Origin of the sequence: Actinokineospora sp. (assembly GCF_050699995.1) — a bacterium.
Classification (GTDB): Bacteria; Actinomycetota; Actinomycetes; order Mycobacteriales; family Pseudonocardiaceae; genus Actinokineospora.
This window is the reverse complement of the sequence record NZ_JBOHGC010000323.1, coordinates 1-20,988: the sequence shown is the minus strand read 5'-3', so window position 1 is coordinate 20,988 and position 20,988 is coordinate 1. Positions and strand designations below refer to the sequence as shown.

Genomic DNA, 20,988 nt, shown 5'->3' with positions numbered 1-20,988 from the left:
GCAGTTCAGCGCCCACCCCGATTCGCCCAGAAGTGGCACTCAACCAGCCGAAGCCGGCAGTGATCGATACCATCGCCGACATGGAGGAGACGAAGCGCCCGAAGTGCCTGGACCAGGCCTACGTCATCTGGCTGGCCCTGGGCATCGCGATGCTGCTGTTCGTCCTGATCGCCGTCATCCTCAACACCGCCACGACTCGCGGCCACGGCGCCGTTTTCTTCGTGGCAATAGTGATCATCCTCTGCGCGGGCAACCTCCGAAAAGGCTGGCGCGGCCCAAGAATCGTCCTCGCGCTCATCGCGGCGGGATTGCTCTACCTCGCCGCCAGCACCTTCGTGGGCGTCGGCCCCCGGTTTGAGTTCATCGTGGTCACGATCGTCGCCGCGGTCGCCGTGGCGGCGACCGTCCTCATGTTTCGCCCCGAGGCCAACGCCTACATCCGCGCGCTCACGCGAAGCTGACTCACACCGCCTCGGTCGCGAATCGCGCACGCAGTCGCGCGAGGGTCTCCGCGTCGGGGGACGTGCCCACCCGGACCAGCTCGTCGATCAGCCGGAAGTAGTCCTCATACCCGGCGGGCGTGAACGTGACGATGCAGGTGGCCGTCTCGGCCGTGTCGTTGCGGAAGCCGTGGGCGGCGCCGCGGGGCACCGACACCACACCGCCTGCCGCGACCACACGGGCGTCGGTCGCGGTGTCGAACGTGATGGTGCCCGAGGTGACCATGAAGTCCTCCTCGTGCCCGTGGTGCACGTGCGGGGCCGCGCCGAGGGCACCCGGGGGGAGGATCTGTTCGACGACCGCGAGCCTCCCGCCGGTGTCGGCGCCGGAGAGCAGGACGCGGTACTCGCCGCTGACCGCGCGCAGGCGCTCGACGTCGGCGGGGGATTTGATCAGCAGGGTCACCCGCCGACCTTATGGAGCCGTGCGGTGTCACGACCATGGCCAATCCAGGAGAACTGGCCGCCACTAGGATCGTGGACATGGCCGCTGCCGTTGGCTCCGGAGAGCCCGAGCTCGTCGCCCAGAACGGGGTGGGGGTGCCGGACGCGCTTCAACGGCTGTGGACGCCGCACCGGATGGCCTACATCCGCGGTGAGAACAAGCCCGAGCACGACGAGGAGGACGGCTGCCCGTTCTGCGGGCTGGTCGACCTCGACGACGCCGACGCGCTGATCATCGCGCGCGGTGAGCTGGTCTACGCGGTGCTCAACCTCTACCCGTACAACCCCGGCCACCTGATGGTCGTCCCGTACCGGCATGTCGCCGACTACACGGAGCTGACCGCGCCCGAGACCGTCGAGCTGGGGGAGTTCACCCAGCGGGCCATGCGGGTCGCGCGGCGGGTGGCGGCGCCGCACGGGTTCAACATCGGGATGAACCAGGGGGTGGTCGCGGGCGCGGGTATCGCCGCTCACCTGCATCAACACCTGGTGCCGCGGTGGGGCGGCGACGCCAACTTCATGCCGGTCGTCGGTCACACCAAGGTGTTGCCGCAGTTGCTCGGCGAAACCCGCGCTCTGCTCGCGGAGGCCTGGGCTCAGCCCTGACGCAGCACGGCCTCGATCTCGAGATGGATGTCGATCTTGTCGGCGACGACGGCGAGGCCGTTCTGCACGCCCTCGAAGTTCACCCCGAAGTCCCGGCGGTTGATCGACGCGTCGCCGGAGAGGCCGATGCGGGTGCCGCCCCACGGGTCGGGGGAGAAGCCGTTGAGCTCGAAGGTCACCGGCACGGTCTTGGTGACGCCCTTGAGGGACAGCTCGCCGTCGAGGACGTACTTGTGGCCGTCGGTGCGGACACCGCTCGCCTTGTACGTCATCTCCGGGTGGTTCTCGGTGTCGAAGAAGTCGGGCGACTTCAGGTGCCCGTCGCGCTGCTCGCTGTTGGTGTTGATGCTGTTGAGGCCGATGACGACCTCGACGCCCGCGGTGGCCAGGTCCTCGGTGGTGACGATGGCGCCGGTCACGTCGTCGAAGCGGCCGCGGACCTTGGTGATGACCAGGTGGCGCACGGTGAAGGCGACATCGGAGTGCGACGCGTCGATGTCCCACGTGCCCGTGATGAAACCGGGGATCTCGGTGAGGCTGGTGGTGCTCATGCGGTTCGTCTCCTGAGTTCGTTGAGCCCGAAGTAGTTGAGCCTTGAGTGGTTGAACGCTCAATCGCAGACCCTACACGATAACCGTTGAGGGTTCAACTATGAGGTAGGATGGGTGACATGACGGACGACACGCGCTGGTTGGACGATGGTGAACAGGAGGTTTGGCGCGCCTTCATCACCATGAGCGGCGCACTCAACGATCAACTGGACCGCCAACTCCAGCGCGACTCCGACATGCCCTACACCTACTACGAGATCCTCGTGGTCCTCTCCCACGCGCCCGACCGCTCCATGAGGATGAGCGAACTGGCGGGCCTGCGCGGTTCGTCGCGAAGCAGGCTGTCGCACGCGGTGGCCCGGCTGGAGCAAGCGGGCTGGGTGCGCAGGCAGGAATGCCCCACCGACAAGCGCGGTTCCCTCGCCGTCCTCACCGACGACGGTTTCGCCGCCTTGGCTGCCGCCGCGCCCGGCCATGTGACGGCGGTGCGGGAGAAGCTGTTCGACCGCCTCACCCCGGAGCAGGTCAAGGTCCTGGGCGAGATCAGCAAGGCGGTGCTGGAGGGCCTGGACCCGGACAAGCAACTCCCCGGCTGCCGCAACCTCGACCACTAGCCAAGTCCGACAACCCCGCGCGGCCTCGCCGTGGCCGGGGACGTGGGCTGACCCGGGAACACGAACAACCGGCACCGCACCCAACCGTCACCTAAGGGGACCGCGACGAAACCAAACCACGGTCACCCACCCGACCGCATGTCACCCTGGCACGTGACCCCAACTTAGAATTCCGGGGAGGCGGACAAGTAGGCTCGCTGGGCCACGCCGTCCCGCCTGTTAGGTGCACCCGACGCCCTCATGCTGAACATCTTCGCTCGCGCCTCGGTTTCGCGCGTCACCGATCCGATCGGCGGGTGGCTGCTTCGCATCGGCCTCACTCCCGATGCCGTCACGCTCATCGGCACGGCGGGCGCGGTGGCGGCCTCGGTCTGGCTGTTCTCCACCGGCCACCTGGTCGCCGGTGCCGTCGCCGTAACTGTGTTCGTCCTCTTCGACCTTTTCGACGGCGCGATGGCCAGGGCGCAGGGCGGCGGCACCCGGTTCGGGGTCGTGCTCGACGCGACCTGCGACCGGATCGCCGACGGCGCCCTGTTCGGCGCCATCGCCTGGTACCTCTTCTCCGTCGGTGACCGTTCCGCGGCGGCGGCCGCGTTGGTCTGTCTGGTCTCCGGGCAGGTCATCTCCTATGTGAAGGCCCGCGCCGAGGCGACCGGGCTCAGCGCCGACGGCGGGTTCGTCGAACGCGCCGAGCGGCTGATCATCACTCTCGTCGGGGCTTTTCTCGCAGGTCTCGGCGTCCCGTACGCGCTGCCCGTCGCGCTGTGGCTGCTCGCCGCGGGGTCCGTCGCGACCGTCACCCAGCGGCTGCTCGCGGTGCGCCGCGCGGCCAAAGAGGAGAGCGCATGAGTTTCGGCCACCGCCTCGCGGACTGGGGCTATGCCGCGGGATGGCGGCTGGTCCGCGTCCTGCCCGAGGGGATGGCGCGCGGGCTGTTCCGCTTCGGCGCCGACCTCGCCGCTCGCCGCGAGGGGCCGGGGACCCGGCAGCTGCGGGCCAACCTGGCCAGGGTGGTGCCGCAGGCCGGTCCATCCGAACTCGACGAGTTGGTCCGCCAGGCGCTGCGTTCGTACGGGCGGTACTGGATGGAGGCGTTTCGGCTGCCGTCGATGGACCACACCGAGGTCCACCGGGTGATCGACGCCGACATGACCGGCCGTGAGAACCTCACCGCCGCGTTGGCCGAGGGCAACGGCGTGATCCTGGCCCTGCCGCACTCGGGCAACTGGGACGCGGCCGGGGTGTGGCTCGTCGGCACGCACGGCAAGTTCGCCACCGTCGCCGAACGGCTCAAGCCGGAGTCGCTGTTCAACCGGTTCGTCGCGTTCCGCGAGTCGCTCGGTTTCGAGATCCTCGCCGCGTCCGGCGGCGACCAGGCACCCGCGGAGGTGCTCGCGGAACGCTTGCGCGCCAACGGGATCATCTGCCTGCTCGCCGACCGCGACCTGACCCCCTCCGGCGTGCCGGTGACGTTCTTCGGCGAACGGACCCGGATGCCCGCGGGCCCGGCGTACCTGGCCGCCAAGACCGGGGCGGCGCTGATCCCCGCGGGCCTGTGGTTCACCGACGGCGGCTGGGGGCTGCGGCTGCACCCGCCGATCCGGGTCAGCGGCGCCGACGGGATCCAGGCCGCCACGCAAGCCCTCGCCGACGTTTTGGCCGCCGATATCGCCGCGCATCCCGCAGACTGGCACATGCTGCAGAAACTGTGGGTCGCCGACCTCTCGGCCGCCCGCCAGGAAGCGCTGCGCGAATAGATCCACACCTGGTGAGGACCGTCAGTTGAGAATCGGGATTGTCTGCCCGTACTCCTTCGAGGTACCCGGAGGAGTGCAGGCCCACGTCGTGGACCTGGCCAGGGCGCTGCGCGGGCTCGGCCACGAGGTCGACGTGCTCGCCCCCGCGGACGAGGACACGCCGCTGCCCGAGTTCGTCCGGCCCGCGGGTCGCGCGGTCGGCATCCCGTACAACGGCTCGGTGGCCCGGCTGTCGTTCGGCCCGGTGTCCTACGCCAGGGTCCGCCGCTGGATCCGCGACCACGACTTCGACGTCCTGCACCTGCACGAGCCGACGGCGCCGAGCCTGGCGATGCTGGCGCTGATGATCGCCGACGGCCCGATCGTGGCGACCTTCCACACCTCGACCCCGCGCTCGCGCACGCTCAGCGCGTTCCAGGGGGTGCTGCAGCCGTTCCTGGAGAAGATCACCGCGCGGATCGCCGTGTCCGCCCTGGCCCGGCGGGTGCAGGTCGAGCACCTCGGCGGCGACGCGGTGGAGATCCCCAACGGCGTCGACGTCAGCTTCTTCCGCGACGCCTCACCGCTGGACGGCTACCCGCGTCCCGGTGGCACGATCGGCTTCGTCGGCCGCTACACCGAGCCGCGCAAGGGCATGCCGGTGCTCCTGGATGCCATGCGGCACTTGGATATGCCGGACGTGCGGCTGCTCGTCGTCGGCCGCGGCGACGAGGACGAGCTGCGCCGCATGGCAGGCCCGGAGCTGGCGGGCAGGCTCGACCTGCTCGGCCAGGTCGACGACAAGACCAAGGCCCGCGCCCTGCGCAGCGTCGACGTGTACTGCGCGCCGAACACCGGCGGCGAGAGCTTCGGCATCATCCTCACCGAGGCCATGTCCGCTGAGACCGCCGTGGTCGCCAGCGATCTCGACGCGTTCCGCCGCGTCCTCGACGACGGCCGCGCGGGTGTCCTCACCGCTGTCAACGACCCGGTCTCCCTGGCCGACGGCCTCCGCTCGGTCCTGACCGACCCGTCGCGGCGCGCGCTGCTGGTGGCCGAGGGCGACCGGCGGGTCGCCGCGTTCGACTGGTCGGTCGTGGCGAACCAGGTGCTGCGGGTCTACGAGCAGGCCGTGGCCGCCAACCCGAGCCGGGTCGGCGAGGTGTCATGACCGGCTGGGAACTCACCACACTGGTCGTGGTGCTGTCGCTGGTCGTCATCATCGGCGTCTGGTTCGTCGGCACCGCGAACCGCCTGGATCGCCTCCACGTGCGCACCGACGCCGCCTGGGCCGCGCTCGACGCCGCCCTCGCCCGCCGAGCGGTGGTCGCCCGAGCTGTGTCCGGTGTCGTCGACCACGGTCTGGGCGACCGGCTGCGCGTGGTCGCCGAACGCGCCGAACGCGCATCCCGCCCGGAGCGCGAGACCGCCGAGAACGAGCTCACCAGAGTCCTCGCCGAGGTCGACCGCCCAGCCCTGGCCCTGGCGTTGGCCGCCGAGCTGATCGACGCCGAACACCGCCTGGTCATCGCCCGCCGTGTCCACGGCGACGCGGTCCGGGACACCTTGACCCAGCGCAGGCGCAGGGTGGTGCGGTGGTTCAAGCTCGCCGGGACCGCACCGGAACCCGAGTACCTGGAGATCGCCGAACCGACCCTCGACGAGTTCCCCCGCCCCCGCCCGTCCGCGCGGGTGATCTTGCTGGACGAGCAGGACCGGGTGCTGCTGTTCCACGGCCACGACCCCAACCGCGCCGAAGACAAGTTCTGGTTCACCGCGGGCGGCGGCGTCGAGCCGGGGGAGGACCTGCGCGCCGCGGCCGCCCGAGAGCTGTGCGAGGAGACCGGCGTCAAGGTCGAGCCGGAGGGGCTGGAGGGCCCGCTGTGGCGCAGGCGCGTGGCGTTCAGCTTCGAGGGCCGCAACTACGACGGCGAGGAATGGTTCTTCCTCGCCCGGCTCCCCGCGGACGCGAAGATCGACATCACTGGCTTCACCGACCTCGAGGCGCGCACCATCGGCGAACACCGCTGGTGGTCCACAGCGGATCTCAAGGCGACACGGGAAACCGTGTACCCGGTCCAGCTGGCCGAACTCCTCCCCACCGCGACGACTTGGGACGGCACGCTCCGCGCGGTCCGCTGATCAGGCGAACGACGCGGTCAGCGACTCCGGCACCGGATCGAACCGCGCGAAGCCGCGGGTGAACGAAGCGGACCCGGACGTCATGGACCGCAGTTCGATCAGATACCGCGGCAAGGCGGCGGCGGGCACTTCGGCATGGATCACCGTGTACCCATCGCTGTCGGCCTCGGTGCCCAGCACCCGGCCGCGCCGCGACGACAGATCGCCGAGGACTGTGCCCAGGTGCTCGTCGGGCAACCGGATCTCGACGGTGTCGACCGGTTCGAGCAGTGAGATCCGTCCGTTCCCGGCCGCGTCCTTCAACGCCAGCGAGCCCGCGGTCTGGAAAGCGGTGTCCGACGAGTCCACGCTGTGCGCCTTGCCGTCCACGAGCGTCACCCGGATATCCACCATTGGATGCCCCTGAACGCCCCGAGCCAGCTGGGCGCGGATGCCCTTCTCGACCGAAGAGATGAACTGGTGTGGCACGGCCCCACCCACGACCTTGTCGACGAACTCGAATCCCGCCCCCGTGGGCAGCGGTTCGACCTCGATGTCGCACACCGCGTACTGCCCGTGCCCGCCGGACTGCTTCACATGCCGCCCATGTCCCCGCGCCGGTCCCGCGAACGTCTCGCGCAGCGACACCTTCACCGGTTCGGTCTCCACCTCCGCGCCGCCGGTCCGCAGCCGTGCGAGCACGACGTCGGCGTGTGCCTCGCCCATGCACCACAGCACCAGCTGGTGGGTCTCGGGGTTGCGGTCCATCCGCAGCGTCGGGTCACCCGCCACGAGCCGGGAGAGGTTGCGCGCCAACGTGTCCTCGTCACTGCGGTTCTTGGCGATCACCGCCACCGGCAGCAGCGGCTCCGGCATCTGCCACGGCCGCATCAGGATCGGGTCGTCCGGCGCGGAGACCGTGTCGCCGGTCTCGGCCGAGCTGACCTTCGTCAACGCGCACAGGTCGCCCGCGACGCAGTAGGGGACTTCGCGCAGGGTGGCGCCCAGCGGCGAGTAGATGTGGGCGACGCGCTCATCGATGTCGTGGTCGTCGTGGCCGCGGTCGGCGAGGCCGTGCCCGGAGACGTGCACCTGCCGCTCAGGTCGCAATGTGCCGGAGAAGACCCGCACCAGCGACACCCGGCCGACATAGGAGTCGACGGCCGTGCGGACGACCTCGGCGGCCAGCGGGCCGTTCGGGTCGGCGGTCAGCTGAGCGTGCGGCTTGCCCTGCGGGTCGGTGACCATCGGCACCGGGTGTTCCAGCGGGGACGGGAAAGCCCTGGTCAGCGCCTCAAGCAGGGGCTGGATGCCGACACCGGTCTGGGCGCAGAAGGGAATCACCGGGTGGAACGAGCCGCGCGCGACGGCGGTCTCCAGGTCGGCGATGATCGTGTCGGTGTCGATCGGCTCGCCCGCGAGGTAGCGGTCCATCAGGGACTCGTCCTCGCTCTCGGCGATGATCCCTTCCAGCAGCGCGTCGCGGGCGTCGGAGACCTGCTCCAACTCGGGCGCGGTGGCGTCGCGCACGGCGGTCGGGTGGCCGTCGAACACGCGCTGGGTGATCAGGCCGATCAGGCCGTCGTCGCCGATGGGCAGGTAGAGCGGCAGGACGTTGGGGCCGAACGCGGCCTGGCACTGGGCCAGTTCGCCGTCGAAGTCGGCCCGCGGGTGGTCGAGGCGCGCGATGACGACGGCGCGCGGCATGCCGACGGCGGCACACTCCGCCCACAGCGTGGTGGTGGCCGAGTCGACGCCCTCGGCCGCGCACACCACGAACAGGGCGGCGTCGGCGGCGCGCAGGCCGGCGCGCAGTTCACCGACGAAGTCCGCGTACCCAGGGGTGTCGATCAGGTTGACCTTGATCCCCTCGTGCAGGAACGGCGCCACCGCCAGCCCGACCGAGCGCTGCTGGCGCACCGCGGCCGGATCGTGGTCGCACACGGTCGTGCCCTCGGTGACCGAGCCCGCGCGGGGCAGCACGCCGGTCGCGGTCAGCAGCGCCTCGGTCAGCGTCGTCTTGCCCGAGCCGGATGGACCGACGAGGACGATGTTGCGCACCTTGGCCGGGTCGTCCACCGCGACACCTGACTCGGCTTGGCCGTTCTCGGAGTGCTTGCTTCCCATGTCGCCCACCTCCCACTCGTCGGGGAGCCGCCGGGGCTCCCGATCGGCACTTTGTGTTCGATCTCACACCTGTTCTTCGGTCGGGACAACCCCATGTGGCCACTGGCCAGCCATGCGGGCGAAAGTGGCCTTTCGAGATCGCCTGGGATTGGCATGTAAGAGCGGGCCACATCGGACGTAGGCTGGGCAAAGCACCAGCTCCGACGTTCGAAAGGCCCACATCGTGTCCGACGCACAGACCACCACTCCCGTCGCCGAGACCGGCACCGTTCGCGTGAAGCGCGGCATGGCCGAGATGCTCAAGGGCGGCGTGATCATGGACGTGGTCGACGCCAAGCAGGCCAAGATCGCCGAGGACGCGGGCGCCGTGGCCGTCATGGCGCTCGAGCGCGTCCCGGCCGACATCCGCGCGCAGGGCGGCGTGGCCAGGATGAGTGACCCCGACCTGATCGACGGCATCATCGAGGCCGTCTCGATCCCGGTCATGGCCAAGGCCCGCATCGGCCACTTCGTCGAGGCCCGCGTGCTGCAGTCGCTCGGCGTCGACTACATCGACGAGTCCGAGGTCCTCACCCCGGCCGACTACGCCAACCACATCGACAAGTGGCAGTTCACCGTGCCCTTCGTCTGTGGCGCGACCAACCTGGGCGAGGCCCTGCGCCGCATCACCGAGGGTGCGGCCATGATCCGCTCCAAGGGTGAGGCGGGCACCGGCGACGTCTCCAACGCCACCACCCACATGCGCAAGATCCGCGGCGAGCTCCGCAGGCTGCAGACCATGGCCGAGGACGAGCTCTACGTCGCGGCCAAGGAGCTGCAGGCCCCGTACGAGCTGGTCCGCGAGGTCGCCCAGGCGGGCAAGCTGCCGGTCGTGCTGTTCACCGCGGGCGGCATCGCCACCCCGGCCGACGCCGCGATGATGATGCAGCTCGGCGCCGAGGGCGTGTTCGTCGGCTCCGGCATCTTCAAGTCCGGCAACCCGGCCCAGCGCGCCGAGGCCATCGTGAAGGCCACCACCTTCCACGACGACCCCGACGTGATCGCCAAGGTCTCCCGCGGTCTGGGTGAGGCCATGGTCGGTATCAACGTCGAGGAAGTCCCGGAGCCGCACCGCCTGGCCCAGCGCGGCTGGTGAGGTCCGTCGGCGGGTGGCCCGTTCGGGCCACCCGTCACACGTGTTCGGAGACCATGCAGGCCGTCGTGCCGGGTTCGAGGGCTTCGAACACATGCCGGAGATCACCCGGATAGGCGACGTAGTCACCGGTCGCGATCTCGATCGGCTCGTCGGTCAGGCCGACCAGGGCCCGGCCCGAGACGATCACGACGTGCTCGATGACGCCGGGCATGTGCGGGTCGGACTCGCGCTTGCTGCCCGGCTCGGCGGTGATCAGGTAGATGTCGCGGCGGGCGTACGGCGGGCAGGACGCCAACAGGGTCGCGGTGTAGTCCGCGCGCTCGGAGTGGACGACCGGCCCCTCACCCGCCCGGATCACCTGGACCTTGGGTTTGGGTGGGTCGACCAGCCTGCTGAACGGGACACCCAGTGCGACGCCGAGCGCCCACAGTGTCTCGACGCTCGGGTTGCCCGCACCCGCTTCGAGCTGCGAGAGCGTGGATTTGGCGATGCCCGCGCGTTTGGCCAGCTCCGAGAGGGACAGGCCGATCCGCTCGCGTTCCCGCCGCAGCGAGTAGGCGATGACCTCCAACGGCGCGCCGCGCTGGTCCATCTCTCTCCGTTCGGTGTGACAGTCGTCGTGTTCGCCTTGACGAACACTCGGGCTCGGGTTCAGGATAAAACACATGCGTTCGATATGGCGAACACTCGATGCCGAGCTGTGGCGTGGCGTGCTGGCGATCGCCCTCGCCGCGGCGGTGAACGGGGCGTCCTTCGGCGCCATCTCGGTCGCGGCCGGGACGGCGCTGTGGGTCCCGGTGGTGATGTCCCTGCTGATCTTCGCGGGAGGCTCGCAGTACATGGCGATCGGTGTGGTCGCCGCTGGCGGCAGCCCGATCGCCGCCGTGCTCGGGGGCTTGGTCCTCAACGCGCGGCACCTCCCGTTCGGTCTGGCGGTCGGCGATGTCATCGGCCGGAGTTGGCCCGCCAGGATCCTGGGAAGCCACCTGCTGATCGACGAGTCGGTCGCGTTCGCCATGGCCCAGACCGACGCCCGACGCGCCCGCGCCGCCTACTGGGCCTGCGGGGCGTCGCTGTTCGTGGCGTGGAACGTCGGTGTGTTCGGCGGCGCGCTCGCCGGTCAGCTCGTGAGCGACCCGGACCTGCTCGGCCTGGACGCGGTGTTCCCCGCCGTGATGCTCGCGCTGGTCCTGCCCGCGCTCAAGGACAGCGGCAAGCTCCGCCCCGCCCTGATCGGCGCGGCGATCGCCCTGGCCACGACACCGTTCCTGCCCGCCGGGGTGCCGGTGCTGCTGTCGCTGTTCGGCCTGCTCGCGGTGCCGCGCCGGAAGAACGTGGAGGTCCCCGCATGACACCCGTGCCCCTGCCCCCAGCCCTCCCGCCCCGCCCGGCGAGTGAGTTCGCCGTCGCGGCCGAGGGTGGAGGTGTCCGCGTGGTCCCTACGCGGATTCGTCCGGCCGTCGCGCCGCCTTCCGCCAACGGAGTCACCGCCGGAACTGTTCGCTCGCGGAAAGGGCAGGTGTCCGCATGACGCTCGTCCCGATTCTTGTCCTCGCCCTGGGCACGTTCGCCTTCCGTTTCGGCGGCGTCCTGCTGCGGGAGCGGGTCACCATGCCCGAGCACATCCGCGAGCTGCTCTCCACCGCCGCGATCGTCCTGCTCGTCGCCTTGGTGGCGACGTCTTCACTGGCCAAAGGCCCGTCCTTCGCGGGCTTGGCGCTGCCCGCGGGGGTCCTGGTCGGGGGCGTGCTCGCCTGGCGCAAAGCGCCGTTCGTCGTCGTCGTGGCCGCCGCGGCCGCGACCGCCGCGCTGCTCCGGCTGGCCGGGGTGGCGTGAGACTAAGCTGGAAAACCACACGTGGGAGAGGGTTCGATGTCCGTTGACCGTCCGCTGATCGGTGTCCTCGCGCTGCAGGGCGACGTTCGGGAGCACACCGCCGCCCTGACCGAGGGCGGCGCCCGGGTGATCTCCGTGCGCAGGCAGTCGGAGCTGGCCGAGGTCGACGGGCTCGTGCTGCCCGGCGGGGAGTCCACCACGATCTCCCGCCTGCTGGAGACCTTCGAACTCCTCGAGCCGCTGCGCAACCGGATCGCCGAGGGCATGCCGACCTACGGTTCGTGCGCCGGGATGATCCTGCTCGCCGAGAAGGTCCTCGACGGCCGCCCCGACCAGCACCAGCTCGGCGGGCTCGACATGATCGTGCGCCGCAACGCCTTCGGCAGGCAGGTCGACTCCTTCGAGGAGGACCTCGACGTCGCCGGGATCGACGGCGGCCCGATGCACGCGGTGTTCATCCGTGCGCCTTGGGTGGAGTCCGCGTCGCCCGCCGTCGAGGTGTTGGCTACGGTTCCGGATACGCCTGCCGCCGGTGCCGCCGCCGGTAGGATCGTCGCCGTTCGGCAGGGCGATGTGCTGGCCACCGCGTTCCACCCGGAACTGGGCGGCGACCACCGTGTGCACCGCCTGTTCGTGGACATCGTTCGGAAATCATGACGGAGGAGAGATGAGCGGCCACTCCAAGTGGGCGACAACCAAGCACAAGAAGGCCGCCCTCGACGCCAAGCGTGGCAAGCTCTTCGCGAAGCTGATCAAGAACATCGAGGTCGCCGCCCGCACCGGCGGGGGTGACCCGGACGGCAACCCCACGCTGTTCGACGCGATCCAGAAGGCGAAGAAGAACTCGGTCCCGCAGGACAACATCGAGCGCGCCCGCAAGCGCGGCGGTGGCGAGGAGGCGGGCGGCGCCGACTGGCAGACGATCATGTACGAGGGCTACGGCCCCAACGGCGTGGCCGTGCTGATCGAGTGCCTCACCGACAACCGCAACCGCGCCGCGGGCGAGGTGCGCATCGCGATGACCCGCAACGGCGGCTCCATGGCCGACCCGGGTTCCGTGGCGTACATGTTCAACCGCAAGGGCGTTGTGGTCCTGCCGAAGAACGGCCTGTCCGAGGACGACGTCCTCATGGCGGTCCTCGACGCGGGCGCCGAGGAGGTCAACGACCTGGGTGAGAGCTACGAGATCATCTCCGAGGCCACCGACCTCGTCGCCGTGCGCAAGGCGCTGCAGGAAGCGGGCTACGACTACGAGTCGGCGGACGCGAGTTTCGTCCCGTCGGTGACGGTCGAGCTGGAGGCCGAGGGCGCCCGCAAGATCTTCAAACTGATCGACGCCCTCGAAGACTCCGACGACGTCCAGAACGTTTATGCCAACTTCGACGTCTCCGACGATGTGATGGCCGCCGTCGACGCCTGAGATCGTGGCAAGCTGAACTGAACGGCCCGGGCGGGTTCGCTGCCCGGGCCGCTTTGTTCCCCGAGTCGATTCCCCACCGACGAGGAGTGCGCATGGCCTTGGACGGCGCCACCGCCGAAGACAACAACCTGCGCGAGTGGCTGCTGCGCACGGCGGACCAGGACGGCCACGCCGTCATCGAAATCGAGGGCGACGAGAACGGCGCCCCCTACGCGTTCTCGGTGGGCGCCTGGCGCCGCTTCGGCGCACCGGAAGCGGTCGTCATCGGCTTGCCGGTGGACATGGCCCAGCCCCTGATCGACCTCTACGTCCGCCGCGCCGCCTCGGGGGAGCGGTTCTTCCCCGGCCTGCCCTACCTCGACTTCTTCGACGGTGTGCCGGTGGTCGTCGAACGTGTCCACCGCGCCTATTACCCGGAGTTTCTGGGAAGCGCGTTCCTGCTGTACCCCTCCGGCGAGTTCCCGGCGCTGCAACTCATCGTCGCCACCCCCAAGGGCCACTGGCCGTGGAGCCCCGACGCCCCCGCCGGTTTCGCCCAGTGGCAACCGATCCTGACCGAAAGCGGCCGCCCAGAAAGCTGGCGCCCCGGCATCGACGGCCCCTGACCACCCACACAGGCGCACCCGCACACTAACCACCTACGTCCACGCCCACGGCAGGTCGATAGGCCATTCGCCGAACATTGACCGAACGGCCGTCACCCGAGAGTGATCACGTCGCTAGGCTTCCGGCACGAGAGGAGGCCCATGACCCCAGCACCCCGCTCCCGACCCCGCCCGCGAACCCGCGCCGAAACCGACCTCGGTTTCATACCGCAGCCCGCGGTCCGCTGGCTCGCCCCGAAGGTGCTGATCAGCACCGGCATCCAGTCCGTGATCGCCACCATCTTCGGCTCCTACGCCGACAAGCGCGAGCTCCAGGGCAGCCTCCCCGCGTCCGTCCACCGCTACGACGACGATGACGAACTCTGGATCGACTTCGTCGCCGACGTCGGGGACGGTTTCGACGCCACCTATTCCGTCGCCACGCTGCTGGCCGCCGAGAAGCTCGACATCGACGGGCACGAGCTGCCCCGCGGCCGGCTGCTGATCATGGGCGGCGACCAGGTCTACCCCTCCGCGTCGACCCGCAACTACGAGGACCGCACCAAGGGCGTCTACCGCGCCGCCTTCCCCGCGCTCAACGGCGACGCCCCCACCCTCTTCGCCCTGCCGGGCAACCACGACTGGTACGACGGCCTCACCTCCTTCCTTCGCGTCTTCGCCCAGAAGCGCAACTTCGGGGGGTGGGACACCGAGCAGACCCGGTCGTACTTCGCTATCGAGCTGCCGCACCGTTGGTGGCTTTTCGCCATCGACACCCAGTTCGACGACTACATCGACGCCCCGCAGCTGGAGTACTTCCGCCGGGCGTCGGCCGAGCTGCGCCCCGGCGACGGGGTCATCCTCTGCACCTCGGCGCCCGCCTGGGTCGACGCCGGGTCCGGTGGTCACACCAAGAGCTACGACACCTTCGAGTTCTTCGACCGCGAGATCGTCCGCTCGCAGGGCGCTTCGGTGCGCGTCATGCTCTCCGGCGACAAACACCACTACGTCCGCTACGCCGAGCATGGCGGCGACCGGCAGCGGATCACCTGTGGGCTCGGCGGCGCCTACCTGGCCGCGACCCACGAGCTGCCCCAGAAACTGGTCCTGCCGCCGCCGACCTCACGGGTCCGTGAGCCGTCGGCGCCCGCCGACTACGAGATGGCCGAGCGCTACCCGGACCGCTGGACTTCGGAGCGGTTCGCCGCCGGGATCTTCCGGCTTCCCTGGCGCAACCCCGGTTTCTGGGCCATGACCGGGATCTTCCAGACCTTCATGACCCTGGCTGTCCTCTATGGACTCGTGCAGACCCTGGGCAGTCATGGCCCGGAGGGCTTCTTCGGTCTCGTCGCGAGCTGGACACCGGCGATCGTGGTCGGCTTCGGCTTGGTCCTCGGGGCGCTGGCGTTCGCCAGGATCGAGGACCCCAAACGGGGGTGGCCCGCGTCGATCGCGGGTGTCCTGCACGCGGCAGGCCACGTCCTGCTCAGCGTCGCCTGGGCGTTCGTCGTCATCTGGCTCTACAGCTCGGTCCTGCCCGACGGGCCGGTCGGCGACTGGGCGACGCTGGTGATCGTCATGGTCGGCACCCCGCTGCTCGTCGGCTTCGTCGACGCCGAACTGGTCGCCGTGTACCTGATGATCGCCAGCCGCTTGGGGATCAACCTCAACGAGGTCATGGCGGGCCAGAGCATCGAGGACTACAAGGGATTCCTCCGCCTGCGGATCGACGACCAGGGCGGCCTGACGGTCTTCCCGATCAAACTCGAGACCACCTGCCGCTCCTGGGTCACCGACCCCGACGCCGAACGGCACCTCCCGTGGCTCAAGCCCGAATGCGACCCGCTGAGCCCGGAGCTGATCGAAAAGCCGATCAAGATCTCGCGCACCGCTGACACCCGGTAGCGGCGACTTCGTCCGTTCAGCCCGTGCGGCGTCGCGTCGTTCGATAGCTTGCTGGTCACCACCGAACGGCCGTGACGGGAGTGGACATGAGCGCAGAGGACTGGTTCCGCCAAGCGGAGGAGCAGAAGAACAGCGCGCTGGCACAGGCCGAGCATCTGCGTGAGATCGTCGCCACCGCACGAGGTGTCGCCCGCAGCGGCGACGGCGCGGTCAGCGCTGTCGTGGCGCCCGGCGGGGCGCTGGTGTCGCTCGAACTGTCGGACCGGTCTGTCGACCTGGGCGCGCGCAGGCTGCAATCGGTGATCGTGGAGACCATCCACCGGGCAAGCGCGGACGCCGCCGCCAAGCTGGAGTCGGCGATGCGGCCGATCATCGGCGACCGGTACGAGGAGGCGGTCAAGGCCGCCCAATCCCAGATCCCGGATGTCCCTGAGGCGGGCACGGTGCCCAAGACCGTCGAACCTGAGGACGACGACATGAGCCAGGACCGCCTCTTCGGCAGGAGGGACTCATTCTGATGGCAGGCCAGTTCCAGGTGAGCCCACAGGCCCTGCACGCCAAGGGGCGCTACGAGGAGAACCGCGCCCAAGTCATCGACGGCCTCAAAGAGCAGATCCAGCAGGCGCGGGCGACCGAGGACTGCTTCGGCCTGATCGGCATGACCGCCGGGTTCTTCACCGGGTACGACGACATGGTCGGCGCTGTGGAGGAGAACGTGGGCAAGGCGGCGGAGTATCTGCGCTCCGCCGGTGATTGCGTCATCTCGTGCGCGGACGATTACCAGAGCCTCGACGAAGCCCTGGCCGCGGCGTTCACCACGGCCGCGGGGGGCGGGGCATGAGTCAGCCGATGTTCGGGACCGCCGACGCGGGACAGGCCGCCAGGCCGCAAGTCGACGTGGCGGACACGGCAGGCGACGCCAGGGCCGCGGTCGCCGATTTCCAGGATGCCTCGTCGCTGCCGCAGGTGTTCGTCGCCGGCGTCAGCGTCAAGCGTGAAGTCGACGATCTGCTCGCGCACCCCATGCAGGGCTTCTGGGACAACGGACTCGGCTTTCTGGTCGAGTGGTGCATGTACCCGTTCCGGCCGCTGTTCGAGCAGGTCACGGGCGACCCGGAGCAGATGCGGGCGACCGGTGCGGGCTGGCAGAAGATGGCCGAGTTCGTCAATGGCCTCGCCGAATCCGACGCGCGCGAGCAGGAGGGTCTGCGGCAGTACTGGGAGGGCGAGGCAGCCGAGGCGCACAGCAGGCAGAAGCAGGAGTTCCAGGACGGCCTGCGCTCGCTCGCGGACTCCTGCCTGCAACTCAAAGAGCACCTCGACCAGATCGCCGACTTCTTCGAGGGCCTGTGGGACATCCTTGTCGACATCGTGCGCGAGTTCGTCGAGGGCTTGATCATCACCTGGCTGGCGGCCCTGGCCACCGCCGCGATCTCCTTCGGTGCTTCGGTCGCGGCGGCCTGGGCCACGTCGGCGGCGAGGGTCAGCATCACCCTGTCGCGGATTCTCACGCAGATCAGCAAGGCGCTGCAGTGGCTGGTGAAGGCCCTCAAGCACCTCAAGGAACTGAAGAAAGCCATCGAAGAGGCGATCAAGGCCCAGAGCCTCCTGGTCCGCACCGGCCTGCGCGTGGCGGGCGCGCGGACCGCGCTGCGCTACCTCGACCCGATGTCCATGGCGGTGAGGGGCGCGACCGGCCTGACTGGCATGAAACCCGGCAAGACGGCACTCGACAGCGGCACCGAACTGGCCACCGACCAAGCCCTTACCGAGGCGGGCGAGGAAGCCGTGGGCGAGAACCAGCGTGAACAGCGCAACCAGGACAACATGGATCGAGGCTTTCAGTGACCCTCGACGACCTGGTCGCCCTGCGGGCGGGGCCGTGGCTGCGCGGCGACGTCATTCAGGTGCTGGCGCCTGCCCGCCAATTGATGCGGGAGCAATACAAGGTGCGTGGCCTCGATGAGGACGGCCATCCGACGGCGCCCGGAGTGGGTGCCCGCGCGGTCGACCGCGTGGCTTCGTGGGTGGACGAGACCACCGACCACGGCCACGTAGCGGTCCGAGGCGGCGACCCGTCGTGCGCCGCGGTGGCGATGTACCGCGCGGTCGGCACCGAGCACGCGTGGCTGGCGATCACCTCGCACCGGGTCGCTGTCCTGGTGTTGCGGGATACGACGTCCGCTGCCGAGGAGTCGGAGAAAGTGCTCGCGGCGATCAAGGCCAAGCCAGGCCTCGGAAACCTGATGCGCGGCGTGGGGAAGCTGGTCAAGTCGACCGCGACTGAGTTGGCGGACAGCGTTCGGCGTCCGCCGCTGGACCAGCGACCCGATGACGCGGTGCTGGAGGTCCCGTTCGAGATGGGTCGGCAGGCGTTGCGAAGCGTTGTCCGGTGGAAACAGCCGATGGTGCCGGAGTTCGGCGGCGGGCCACGGTTCGTGCGGGTCGAGTTCGGTGATGGGTCGTGGGCCCGGATCCAGACCGACGAAGCCGGTGCCATGGCGTTGGCCGGATCGGGCTGAGCGTCGTCACCTGGACGTCCCGCACTCCTCGCCACAGCCTGGAGAACTCTCGGCCCTCGTCGCCTGCGAGCGGCGGGGAATGGCATCTCTCGATCCCTGCGGCTCGTTTCGTGTTCTCGCATCCCGGCGTGTCCCCGATCAAGCCCCGCCTTCGCCTCGGTACGCTCTCGAACGAGTGTTCAAGGAGGAAGAGTGCGCGTGCTGGGAGTCGACCCTGGCCTGACCCGCCTCGGCATCGCGGTGGTCGACGGCGGCGCCGGGCGAGCGGTCCGCGCGGTCGCGGTCGACGTGATCCGCACCCCGGTCGACGACGACCTCGCGGTGCGCCTGCTCAAGGTCGCCGACAGACTGGAGGCCTGGCTCGACGAGCACCGCCCCGAGATCGTCGCCATCGAGCGGGTCTTCAGCCAGCACAACGTCCGCACAGCCATGGGCACCGCCCAGGCCGCAGGCGTCGTCGCGCTCACGGCCGCGCGCCGCGGGCTGCCGGTCATGTTCCACACCCCGAGCGAGGTCAAGGCCGCCGTCACCGGGTCCGGCCGGGCGGACAAAGCCCAGATCACCGCCATGGTCACCAAGATCCTCGGGCTCACCACCGCCCCCAAGCCCGCCGACGCCGCCGACGCGCTGGCCCTGGCGATCTGCCACCTGTGGCGGGCGCCGATGCGCGACCGGATGGCGCAGGCCGAGGCGAGGGCGGCGGAGATCGCCCGCACGCACCGTGCGAGGCTGGCCGCCGCGGCCAAGGCAACCAAAATCAGGACGGTGACGAAGTGATCTCCTCCGTGCGAGGCACAGTGGCGGCGGTCGGACTCGACCACGCGGTCGTCGAGGTCGGCGGGGTCGGGCTCGCCGTGCAGGCCACCCCGCACACCCTCGCGACGCTGCGCCGCGGCGAGGAGACCTCGCTGGCCACGGCCCTGGTCGTGCGTGAGGACTCGCTGACCCTGTTCGGCTTCGCCGACACCGAGGCACGCGACCTGTTCCGCCTGCTGCAGACCGTGTCCGGCATCGGACCGCGGCTCGCGCTGGCCACCCTGGCCGTCCTCGAACCCGACCAGCTGCGCGCCGCGCTGGCCGACGGCAACATCACGATCCTCACCCAGGTCCCGGGCATCGGCCGCAAGGGCGCCGAGCGGCTGATCATCGAGCTGCGCGACAAGGTCGGCACCGTCCCGTCCGGCGAGTCGCCCGCCGCGCCCGCGGGCCAGGTCCGCGGCTCGGTCGTCGAGGCGCTCGTCGGGCTCGGCTTCGCCGCCAAGCTCGCCGAGCAGGCCGTCGACGGCGTTCTGGCCGAGAACGGCGTCAGCGACACGTCGGCGGTGTTGCGCAAGGCGTTGGCCACCTTGGGCCGCAAGCGCTGATGGAGCCCGACATGGACGAGTGGGAGTCGCAGCTGTCCCCGGTCGCGGAGCCGGAGGAACGCGAGGATGAGGCGACCCTGCGACCCAAACGGCTCTCCGAGTTCGTCGGCCAGCCCCGCGTGCGGGAGCAGCTCGACCTGGTCCTGCAGGGCGCGACCCGGCGCGGCTCGCCGCCCGACCACGTCCTGCTCTCCGGCCCGCCCGGGCTCGGCAAGACCAGCCTCGCCATGATCATCGCCGCCGAGCTGGGCAGGCCGATCCGGATCACGTCGGGCCCCGCCCTGGAACGCGCGGGCGACCTGGCCGCGATGCTGTCGAACCTCGTCGAGGGCGAGGTCATGTTCATCGACGAGATCCACCGCATCGCCCGGCCCGCCGAGGAGATGCTGTACCTGGCGATGGAGGACTTCCGGGTCGACATCGTCGTCGGCAAGGGCCCCGGCGCCACCAGCATCCCGCTCGAGATCGCGCCGTTCACCCTGGTCGGCGCCACCACCCGCTCCGGCGCGCTCACCGGCCCGCTGCGCGACCGCTTCGGCTTCACCGCGCACATGGAGTTCTACGAGCCGCACGAACTGGAGCGGGTGCTGCGGCGCTCCGCGGTCATCCTGGGCGTCGACCTGCATGAGGACGGCGCCGAGGAGATCGCGGGTCGCTCTCGGGGAACACCCCGCATCGCGAACCGGCTGCTGCGTCGGGTTCGCGACTACGCCGAGGTCCGGGCCGACGGCGCGGTCACCCGCGAGGTCGCCCAGGCCGCGCTCAAGGTCTACGACGTCGACGACCTGGGGCTCGACCGGCTCGACCGGGCCGTTCTCGGCGCACTCGTGAAGTCCTTCGGCGGCGGCCCGGTGGGTGTGTCGACCCTGGCGGTCGCAGTGGGCGAGGAATCGACGACGGTCGAAGAGGTGTGCGAGCCGTTCCTGGTCCGCGCGGGGATGCTCGCGCGCACGCCACGCGGGCGGGTGGCGACCGCGGCGGCGTGGACGCACCTGGGTCTGCCCGCCCCGATCGAAGCCTTCGGCCAGGCGGGGCCTACCCTGTTCGACGAGTGATCGACCACGTGTGAGCTGTGATGAAGCGGCTGGCACCTGGCACACTCGGGTGAGGCAAACCCCGAACAATCGGACTTTTCCCGCATCGGGGAACGTTCCCGAAACGGAGTGAAATGAACCAGGCTCTGCTCCCGCTGCTGCTCGTGGCGGTGCTCGCGATCCCCCTGATCCTCGGCTCGCGCAGGCAGAAGAAGATGGTGGCGCAGCAGCAGGAGCTGCAGAACTCGCTCGCCGTCGGCGACCGGGTGATGACGACCTCCGGCCTCTACGGCACGGTCTCCGACATCTCCGACGACGCGACGATCGGCATCGAGATCGCGCCCGGCGTGGAGACCAGCTGGCTGCGTCAGGCCGTCCGCGAGAAGGTCGGCCCCGATGTCGAGGACGACGAGGACCTGACCGACGAAGCCGACGAGGACATCGAGGCGACCGAGGCCGAGACCACCGAGACCCCGGGCTCCACCGCCC

The 20,988-nt window shown here is 70.0% G+C and carries 26 protein-coding genes; 22 read left to right on the top strand and 4 right to left on the bottom strand.

Annotated elements, in window-relative coordinates; all coding sequences use genetic code 11:
* Positions 1-80 precede the first annotated feature (80 nt).
* Positions 81-461 (top strand): hypothetical protein, encoded by a 381-nt coding sequence (locus ACRDSQ_RS16070; protein WP_431422033.1) that lies wholly within the window; start codon positions 81-83, stop codon positions 459-461.
* Between the two features lies 1 nt (position 462).
* Here the strand turns inward: ACRDSQ_RS16070 and ACRDSQ_RS16065 are convergent, their stop codons facing one another.
* A complete protein-coding gene (locus ACRDSQ_RS16065; RefSeq protein ID WP_431422031.1) occupies positions 463-906 on the bottom strand; it encodes a cupin domain-containing protein in 444 nt (147 codons plus the stop codon).
* 77 nt (positions 907-983) lie between these two features.
* Here ACRDSQ_RS16065 and ACRDSQ_RS16060 point away from each other — a divergent pair, with 77 nt between their 5' ends.
* Positions 984-1,550: an HIT family protein gene (locus ACRDSQ_RS16060; protein ID WP_091381419.1), complete on the top strand. Its 567-nt coding sequence runs from the start codon at positions 984-986 to the stop codon at positions 1,548-1,550.
* Here ACRDSQ_RS16060 and ACRDSQ_RS16055 read toward each other — a convergent pair.
* Complete coding sequence (locus tag ACRDSQ_RS16055; protein ID WP_431422029.1) at positions 1,541-2,101, bottom strand: YceI family protein; 561 nt, start codon at positions 2,099-2,101, stop codon at positions 1,541-1,543. The genes ACRDSQ_RS16060 and ACRDSQ_RS16055 overlap by 10 nt on opposite strands.
* Before the next feature lie 110 nt (positions 2,102-2,211).
* On the opposite strand from ACRDSQ_RS16055, the gene ACRDSQ_RS16050 reads away from it, so the two are divergent.
* The 5 genes from ACRDSQ_RS16050 (at position 2,212) to ACRDSQ_RS16030 (ending at position 6,593) form a co-directional block, all read left to right on the top strand.
* Positions 2,212-2,715 carry a MarR family winged helix-turn-helix transcriptional regulator gene (locus tag ACRDSQ_RS16050; RefSeq protein ID WP_431422027.1) on the top strand — a complete coding sequence of 168 codons (504 nt, stop codon included), beginning with the start codon at positions 2,212-2,214 and terminating at the stop codon, positions 2,713-2,715.
* Between the two features lie 240 nt (positions 2,716-2,955).
* A complete protein-coding gene (gene pgsA, locus ACRDSQ_RS16045; RefSeq protein ID WP_431422025.1) occupies positions 2,956-3,564 on the top strand; it encodes a phosphatidylinositol phosphate synthase in 609 nt (202 codons plus the stop codon).
* The gene (locus ACRDSQ_RS16040) at positions 3,561-4,472 is read left to right on the top strand and encodes a phosphatidylinositol mannoside acyltransferase (protein ID WP_431422023.1); all 912 of its coding nucleotides are present in this window, start codon (positions 3,561-3,563) and stop codon (positions 4,470-4,472) included. Before pgsA ends, ACRDSQ_RS16040 begins: the two co-directional genes overlap by 4 nt.
* 25 nt (positions 4,473-4,497) lie before the next feature.
* A complete protein-coding gene (locus ACRDSQ_RS16035; RefSeq protein ID WP_431422021.1) occupies positions 4,498-5,622 on the top strand; it encodes a glycosyltransferase family 4 protein in 1,125 nt (374 codons plus the stop codon).
* Positions 5,619-6,593 (top strand): NUDIX hydrolase, encoded by a 975-nt coding sequence (locus ACRDSQ_RS16030; protein ID WP_431422019.1) that lies wholly within the window; start codon positions 5,619-5,621, stop codon positions 6,591-6,593. The genes ACRDSQ_RS16035 and ACRDSQ_RS16030 overlap by 4 nt, the downstream gene beginning before the upstream one ends.
* On the opposite strand, the gene ACRDSQ_RS16025 is transcribed toward ACRDSQ_RS16030, so the two are convergent.
* Positions 6,594-8,699 (bottom strand): elongation factor G-like protein EF-G2, encoded by a 2,106-nt coding sequence (locus ACRDSQ_RS16025; RefSeq protein ID WP_431422017.1) that lies wholly within the window; start codon positions 8,697-8,699, stop codon positions 6,594-6,596.
* 223 nt (positions 8,700-8,922) lie between these two features.
* On the opposite strand from ACRDSQ_RS16025, the gene pdxS reads away from it, so the two are divergent.
* A complete protein-coding gene (gene pdxS, locus ACRDSQ_RS16020; protein WP_431422015.1) occupies positions 8,923-9,834 on the top strand; it encodes a pyridoxal 5'-phosphate synthase lyase subunit PdxS in 912 nt (303 codons plus the stop codon).
* Positions 9,835-9,868: 34 nt separating this feature from the next.
* Here the strand turns inward: pdxS and ACRDSQ_RS16015 are convergent, their stop codons facing one another.
* On the bottom strand, positions 9,869-10,426 hold the full coding sequence (locus tag ACRDSQ_RS16015; RefSeq protein WP_431422013.1) for a helix-turn-helix domain-containing protein: 558 nt from the start codon (positions 10,424-10,426) through the stop codon (positions 9,869-9,871).
* Positions 10,427-10,499: 73 nt separating this feature from the next.
* Between ACRDSQ_RS16015 and ACRDSQ_RS16010 the strand changes: the two genes are divergently transcribed.
* From ACRDSQ_RS16010 to yajC, 14 genes are all read left to right on the top strand, one after another.
* A complete protein-coding gene (locus ACRDSQ_RS16010) occupies positions 10,500-11,186 on the top strand; it encodes an AzlC family ABC transporter permease (RefSeq protein ID WP_431422011.1) in 687 nt (228 codons plus the stop codon).
* A gap of 175 nt (positions 11,187-11,361) precedes the next feature.
* The gene (locus ACRDSQ_RS16005; protein WP_431422009.1) at positions 11,362-11,670 is read left to right on the top strand and encodes an AzlD domain-containing protein; all 309 of its coding nucleotides are present in this window, start codon (positions 11,362-11,364) and stop codon (positions 11,668-11,670) included.
* Between the two features lie 36 nt (positions 11,671-11,706).
* Positions 11,707-12,327, top strand: coding sequence for a pyridoxal 5'-phosphate synthase glutaminase subunit PdxT (pdxT, locus tag ACRDSQ_RS16000; RefSeq protein WP_431422007.1), 621 nt, complete (start codon positions 11,707-11,709; stop codon positions 12,325-12,327).
* Positions 12,328-12,337: 10 nt separating this feature from the next.
* Positions 12,338-13,090 (top strand): YebC/PmpR family DNA-binding transcriptional regulator, encoded by a 753-nt coding sequence (locus ACRDSQ_RS15995; RefSeq protein ID WP_187221096.1) that lies wholly within the window; start codon positions 12,338-12,340, stop codon positions 13,088-13,090.
* A gap of 92 nt (positions 13,091-13,182) precedes the next feature.
* A complete protein-coding gene (locus ACRDSQ_RS15990; protein ID WP_431422005.1) occupies positions 13,183-13,695 on the top strand; it encodes a DUF4262 domain-containing protein in 513 nt (170 codons plus the stop codon).
* A 141-nt stretch (positions 13,696-13,836) separates the two neighbouring features.
* The gene (locus ACRDSQ_RS15985; RefSeq protein ID WP_431422003.1) at positions 13,837-15,579 is read left to right on the top strand and encodes a metallophosphoesterase; all 1,743 of its coding nucleotides are present in this window, start codon (positions 13,837-13,839) and stop codon (positions 15,577-15,579) included.
* 86 nt (positions 15,580-15,665) lie between these two features.
* Complete coding sequence (locus ACRDSQ_RS15980) at positions 15,666-16,097, top strand: YbaB/EbfC family nucleoid-associated protein (protein ID WP_431422002.1); 432 nt, start codon at positions 15,666-15,668, stop codon at positions 16,095-16,097.
* Positions 16,097-16,420, top strand: a complete 324-nt coding sequence (locus ACRDSQ_RS15975; protein WP_431422000.1) for a hypothetical protein — start codon at positions 16,097-16,099, stop codon at positions 16,418-16,420. The genes ACRDSQ_RS15980 and ACRDSQ_RS15975 overlap by 1 nt, the downstream gene beginning before the upstream one ends.
* A complete protein-coding gene (locus ACRDSQ_RS15970) occupies positions 16,417-17,427 on the top strand; it encodes a WXG100 family type VII secretion target (protein ID WP_431421998.1) in 1,011 nt (336 codons plus the stop codon). The genes ACRDSQ_RS15975 and ACRDSQ_RS15970 overlap by 4 nt, the downstream gene beginning before the upstream one ends.
* Positions 17,424-18,101 carry a hypothetical protein gene (locus tag ACRDSQ_RS15965; protein WP_431421997.1) on the top strand — a complete coding sequence of 226 codons (678 nt, stop codon included), beginning with the start codon at positions 17,424-17,426 and terminating at the stop codon, positions 18,099-18,101. Before ACRDSQ_RS15970 ends, ACRDSQ_RS15965 begins: the two co-directional genes overlap by 4 nt.
* A gap of 192 nt (positions 18,102-18,293) precedes the next feature.
* On the top strand, positions 18,294-18,878 hold the full coding sequence (gene ruvC, locus ACRDSQ_RS15960; protein WP_431421996.1) for a crossover junction endodeoxyribonuclease RuvC: 585 nt from the start codon (positions 18,294-18,296) through the stop codon (positions 18,876-18,878).
* Positions 18,875-19,465, top strand: a complete 591-nt coding sequence (gene ruvA, locus ACRDSQ_RS15955) for a Holliday junction branch migration protein RuvA (protein ID WP_431421994.1) — start codon at positions 18,875-18,877, stop codon at positions 19,463-19,465. The genes ruvC and ruvA overlap by 4 nt, the downstream gene beginning before the upstream one ends.
* Complete coding sequence (gene ruvB, locus ACRDSQ_RS15950; protein ID WP_431421993.1) at positions 19,465-20,520, top strand: Holliday junction branch migration DNA helicase RuvB; 1,056 nt, start codon at positions 19,465-19,467, stop codon at positions 20,518-20,520. Before ruvA ends, ruvB begins: the two co-directional genes overlap by 1 nt.
* 113 nt (positions 20,521-20,633) lie before the next feature.
* On the top strand, positions 20,634-20,988 hold a 355-nt coding region (gene yajC, locus ACRDSQ_RS15945; RefSeq protein WP_431421992.1), incomplete at its 3' end, for a preprotein translocase subunit YajC.

Excerpts from the sequence above, each read along its gene's own strand:
- ACRDSQ_RS16070 (WP_431422033.1), top strand. The coding sequence starts at position 81 with ATGGAGGAGACGAAGCGCCCGAAGTGCCTGGACCAGGCCTACGTCATC.
- ACRDSQ_RS16060 (WP_091381419.1), top strand. The coding sequence starts at position 984 with ATGGCCGCTGCCGTTGGCTCCGGAGAGCCCGAGCTCGTCGCCCAGAAC.
- ACRDSQ_RS16055 (WP_431422029.1), bottom strand. The coding sequence starts at position 2,101 with ATGAGCACCACCAGCCTCACCGAGATCCCCGGTTTCATCACGGGCACG.
- ACRDSQ_RS16050 (WP_431422027.1), top strand. The coding sequence starts at position 2,212 with ATGGGTGACATGACGGACGACACGCGCTGGTTGGACGATGGTGAACAG.
- pgsA (WP_431422025.1), top strand. The coding sequence starts at position 2,956 with ATGCTGAACATCTTCGCTCGCGCCTCGGTTTCGCGCGTCACCGATCCG.
- ACRDSQ_RS16040 (WP_431422023.1), top strand. The coding sequence starts at position 3,561 with ATGAGTTTCGGCCACCGCCTCGCGGACTGGGGCTATGCCGCGGGATGG.
- ACRDSQ_RS16030 (WP_431422019.1), top strand. The coding sequence starts at position 5,619 with ATGACCGGCTGGGAACTCACCACACTGGTCGTGGTGCTGTCGCTGGTC.
- ACRDSQ_RS16025 (WP_431422017.1), bottom strand. The coding sequence starts at position 8,699 with ATGGGAAGCAAGCACTCCGAGAACGGCCAAGCCGAGTCAGGTGTCGCG.
- ACRDSQ_RS16015 (WP_431422013.1), bottom strand. The coding sequence starts at position 10,426 with ATGGACCAGCGCGGCGCGCCGTTGGAGGTCATCGCCTACTCGCTGCGG.
- ACRDSQ_RS16010 (WP_431422011.1), top strand. The coding sequence starts at position 10,500 with ATGCGTTCGATATGGCGAACACTCGATGCCGAGCTGTGGCGTGGCGTG.
- ACRDSQ_RS16005 (WP_431422009.1), top strand. The coding sequence starts at position 11,362 with ATGACGCTCGTCCCGATTCTTGTCCTCGCCCTGGGCACGTTCGCCTTC.
- pdxT (WP_431422007.1), top strand. The coding sequence starts at position 11,707 with ATGTCCGTTGACCGTCCGCTGATCGGTGTCCTCGCGCTGCAGGGCGAC.
- ACRDSQ_RS15995 (WP_187221096.1), top strand. The coding sequence starts at position 12,338 with ATGAGCGGCCACTCCAAGTGGGCGACAACCAAGCACAAGAAGGCCGCC.
- ACRDSQ_RS15990 (WP_431422005.1), top strand. The coding sequence starts at position 13,183 with ATGGCCTTGGACGGCGCCACCGCCGAAGACAACAACCTGCGCGAGTGG.
- ACRDSQ_RS15985 (WP_431422003.1), top strand. The coding sequence starts at position 13,837 with ATGACCCCAGCACCCCGCTCCCGACCCCGCCCGCGAACCCGCGCCGAA.
- ACRDSQ_RS15980 (WP_431422002.1), top strand. The coding sequence starts at position 15,666 with ATGAGCGCAGAGGACTGGTTCCGCCAAGCGGAGGAGCAGAAGAACAGC.
- ACRDSQ_RS15975 (WP_431422000.1), top strand. The coding sequence starts at position 16,097 with ATGGCAGGCCAGTTCCAGGTGAGCCCACAGGCCCTGCACGCCAAGGGG.
- ACRDSQ_RS15970 (WP_431421998.1), top strand. The coding sequence starts at position 16,417 with ATGAGTCAGCCGATGTTCGGGACCGCCGACGCGGGACAGGCCGCCAGG.
- ruvB (WP_431421993.1), top strand. The coding sequence starts at position 19,465 with ATGGAGCCCGACATGGACGAGTGGGAGTCGCAGCTGTCCCCGGTCGCG.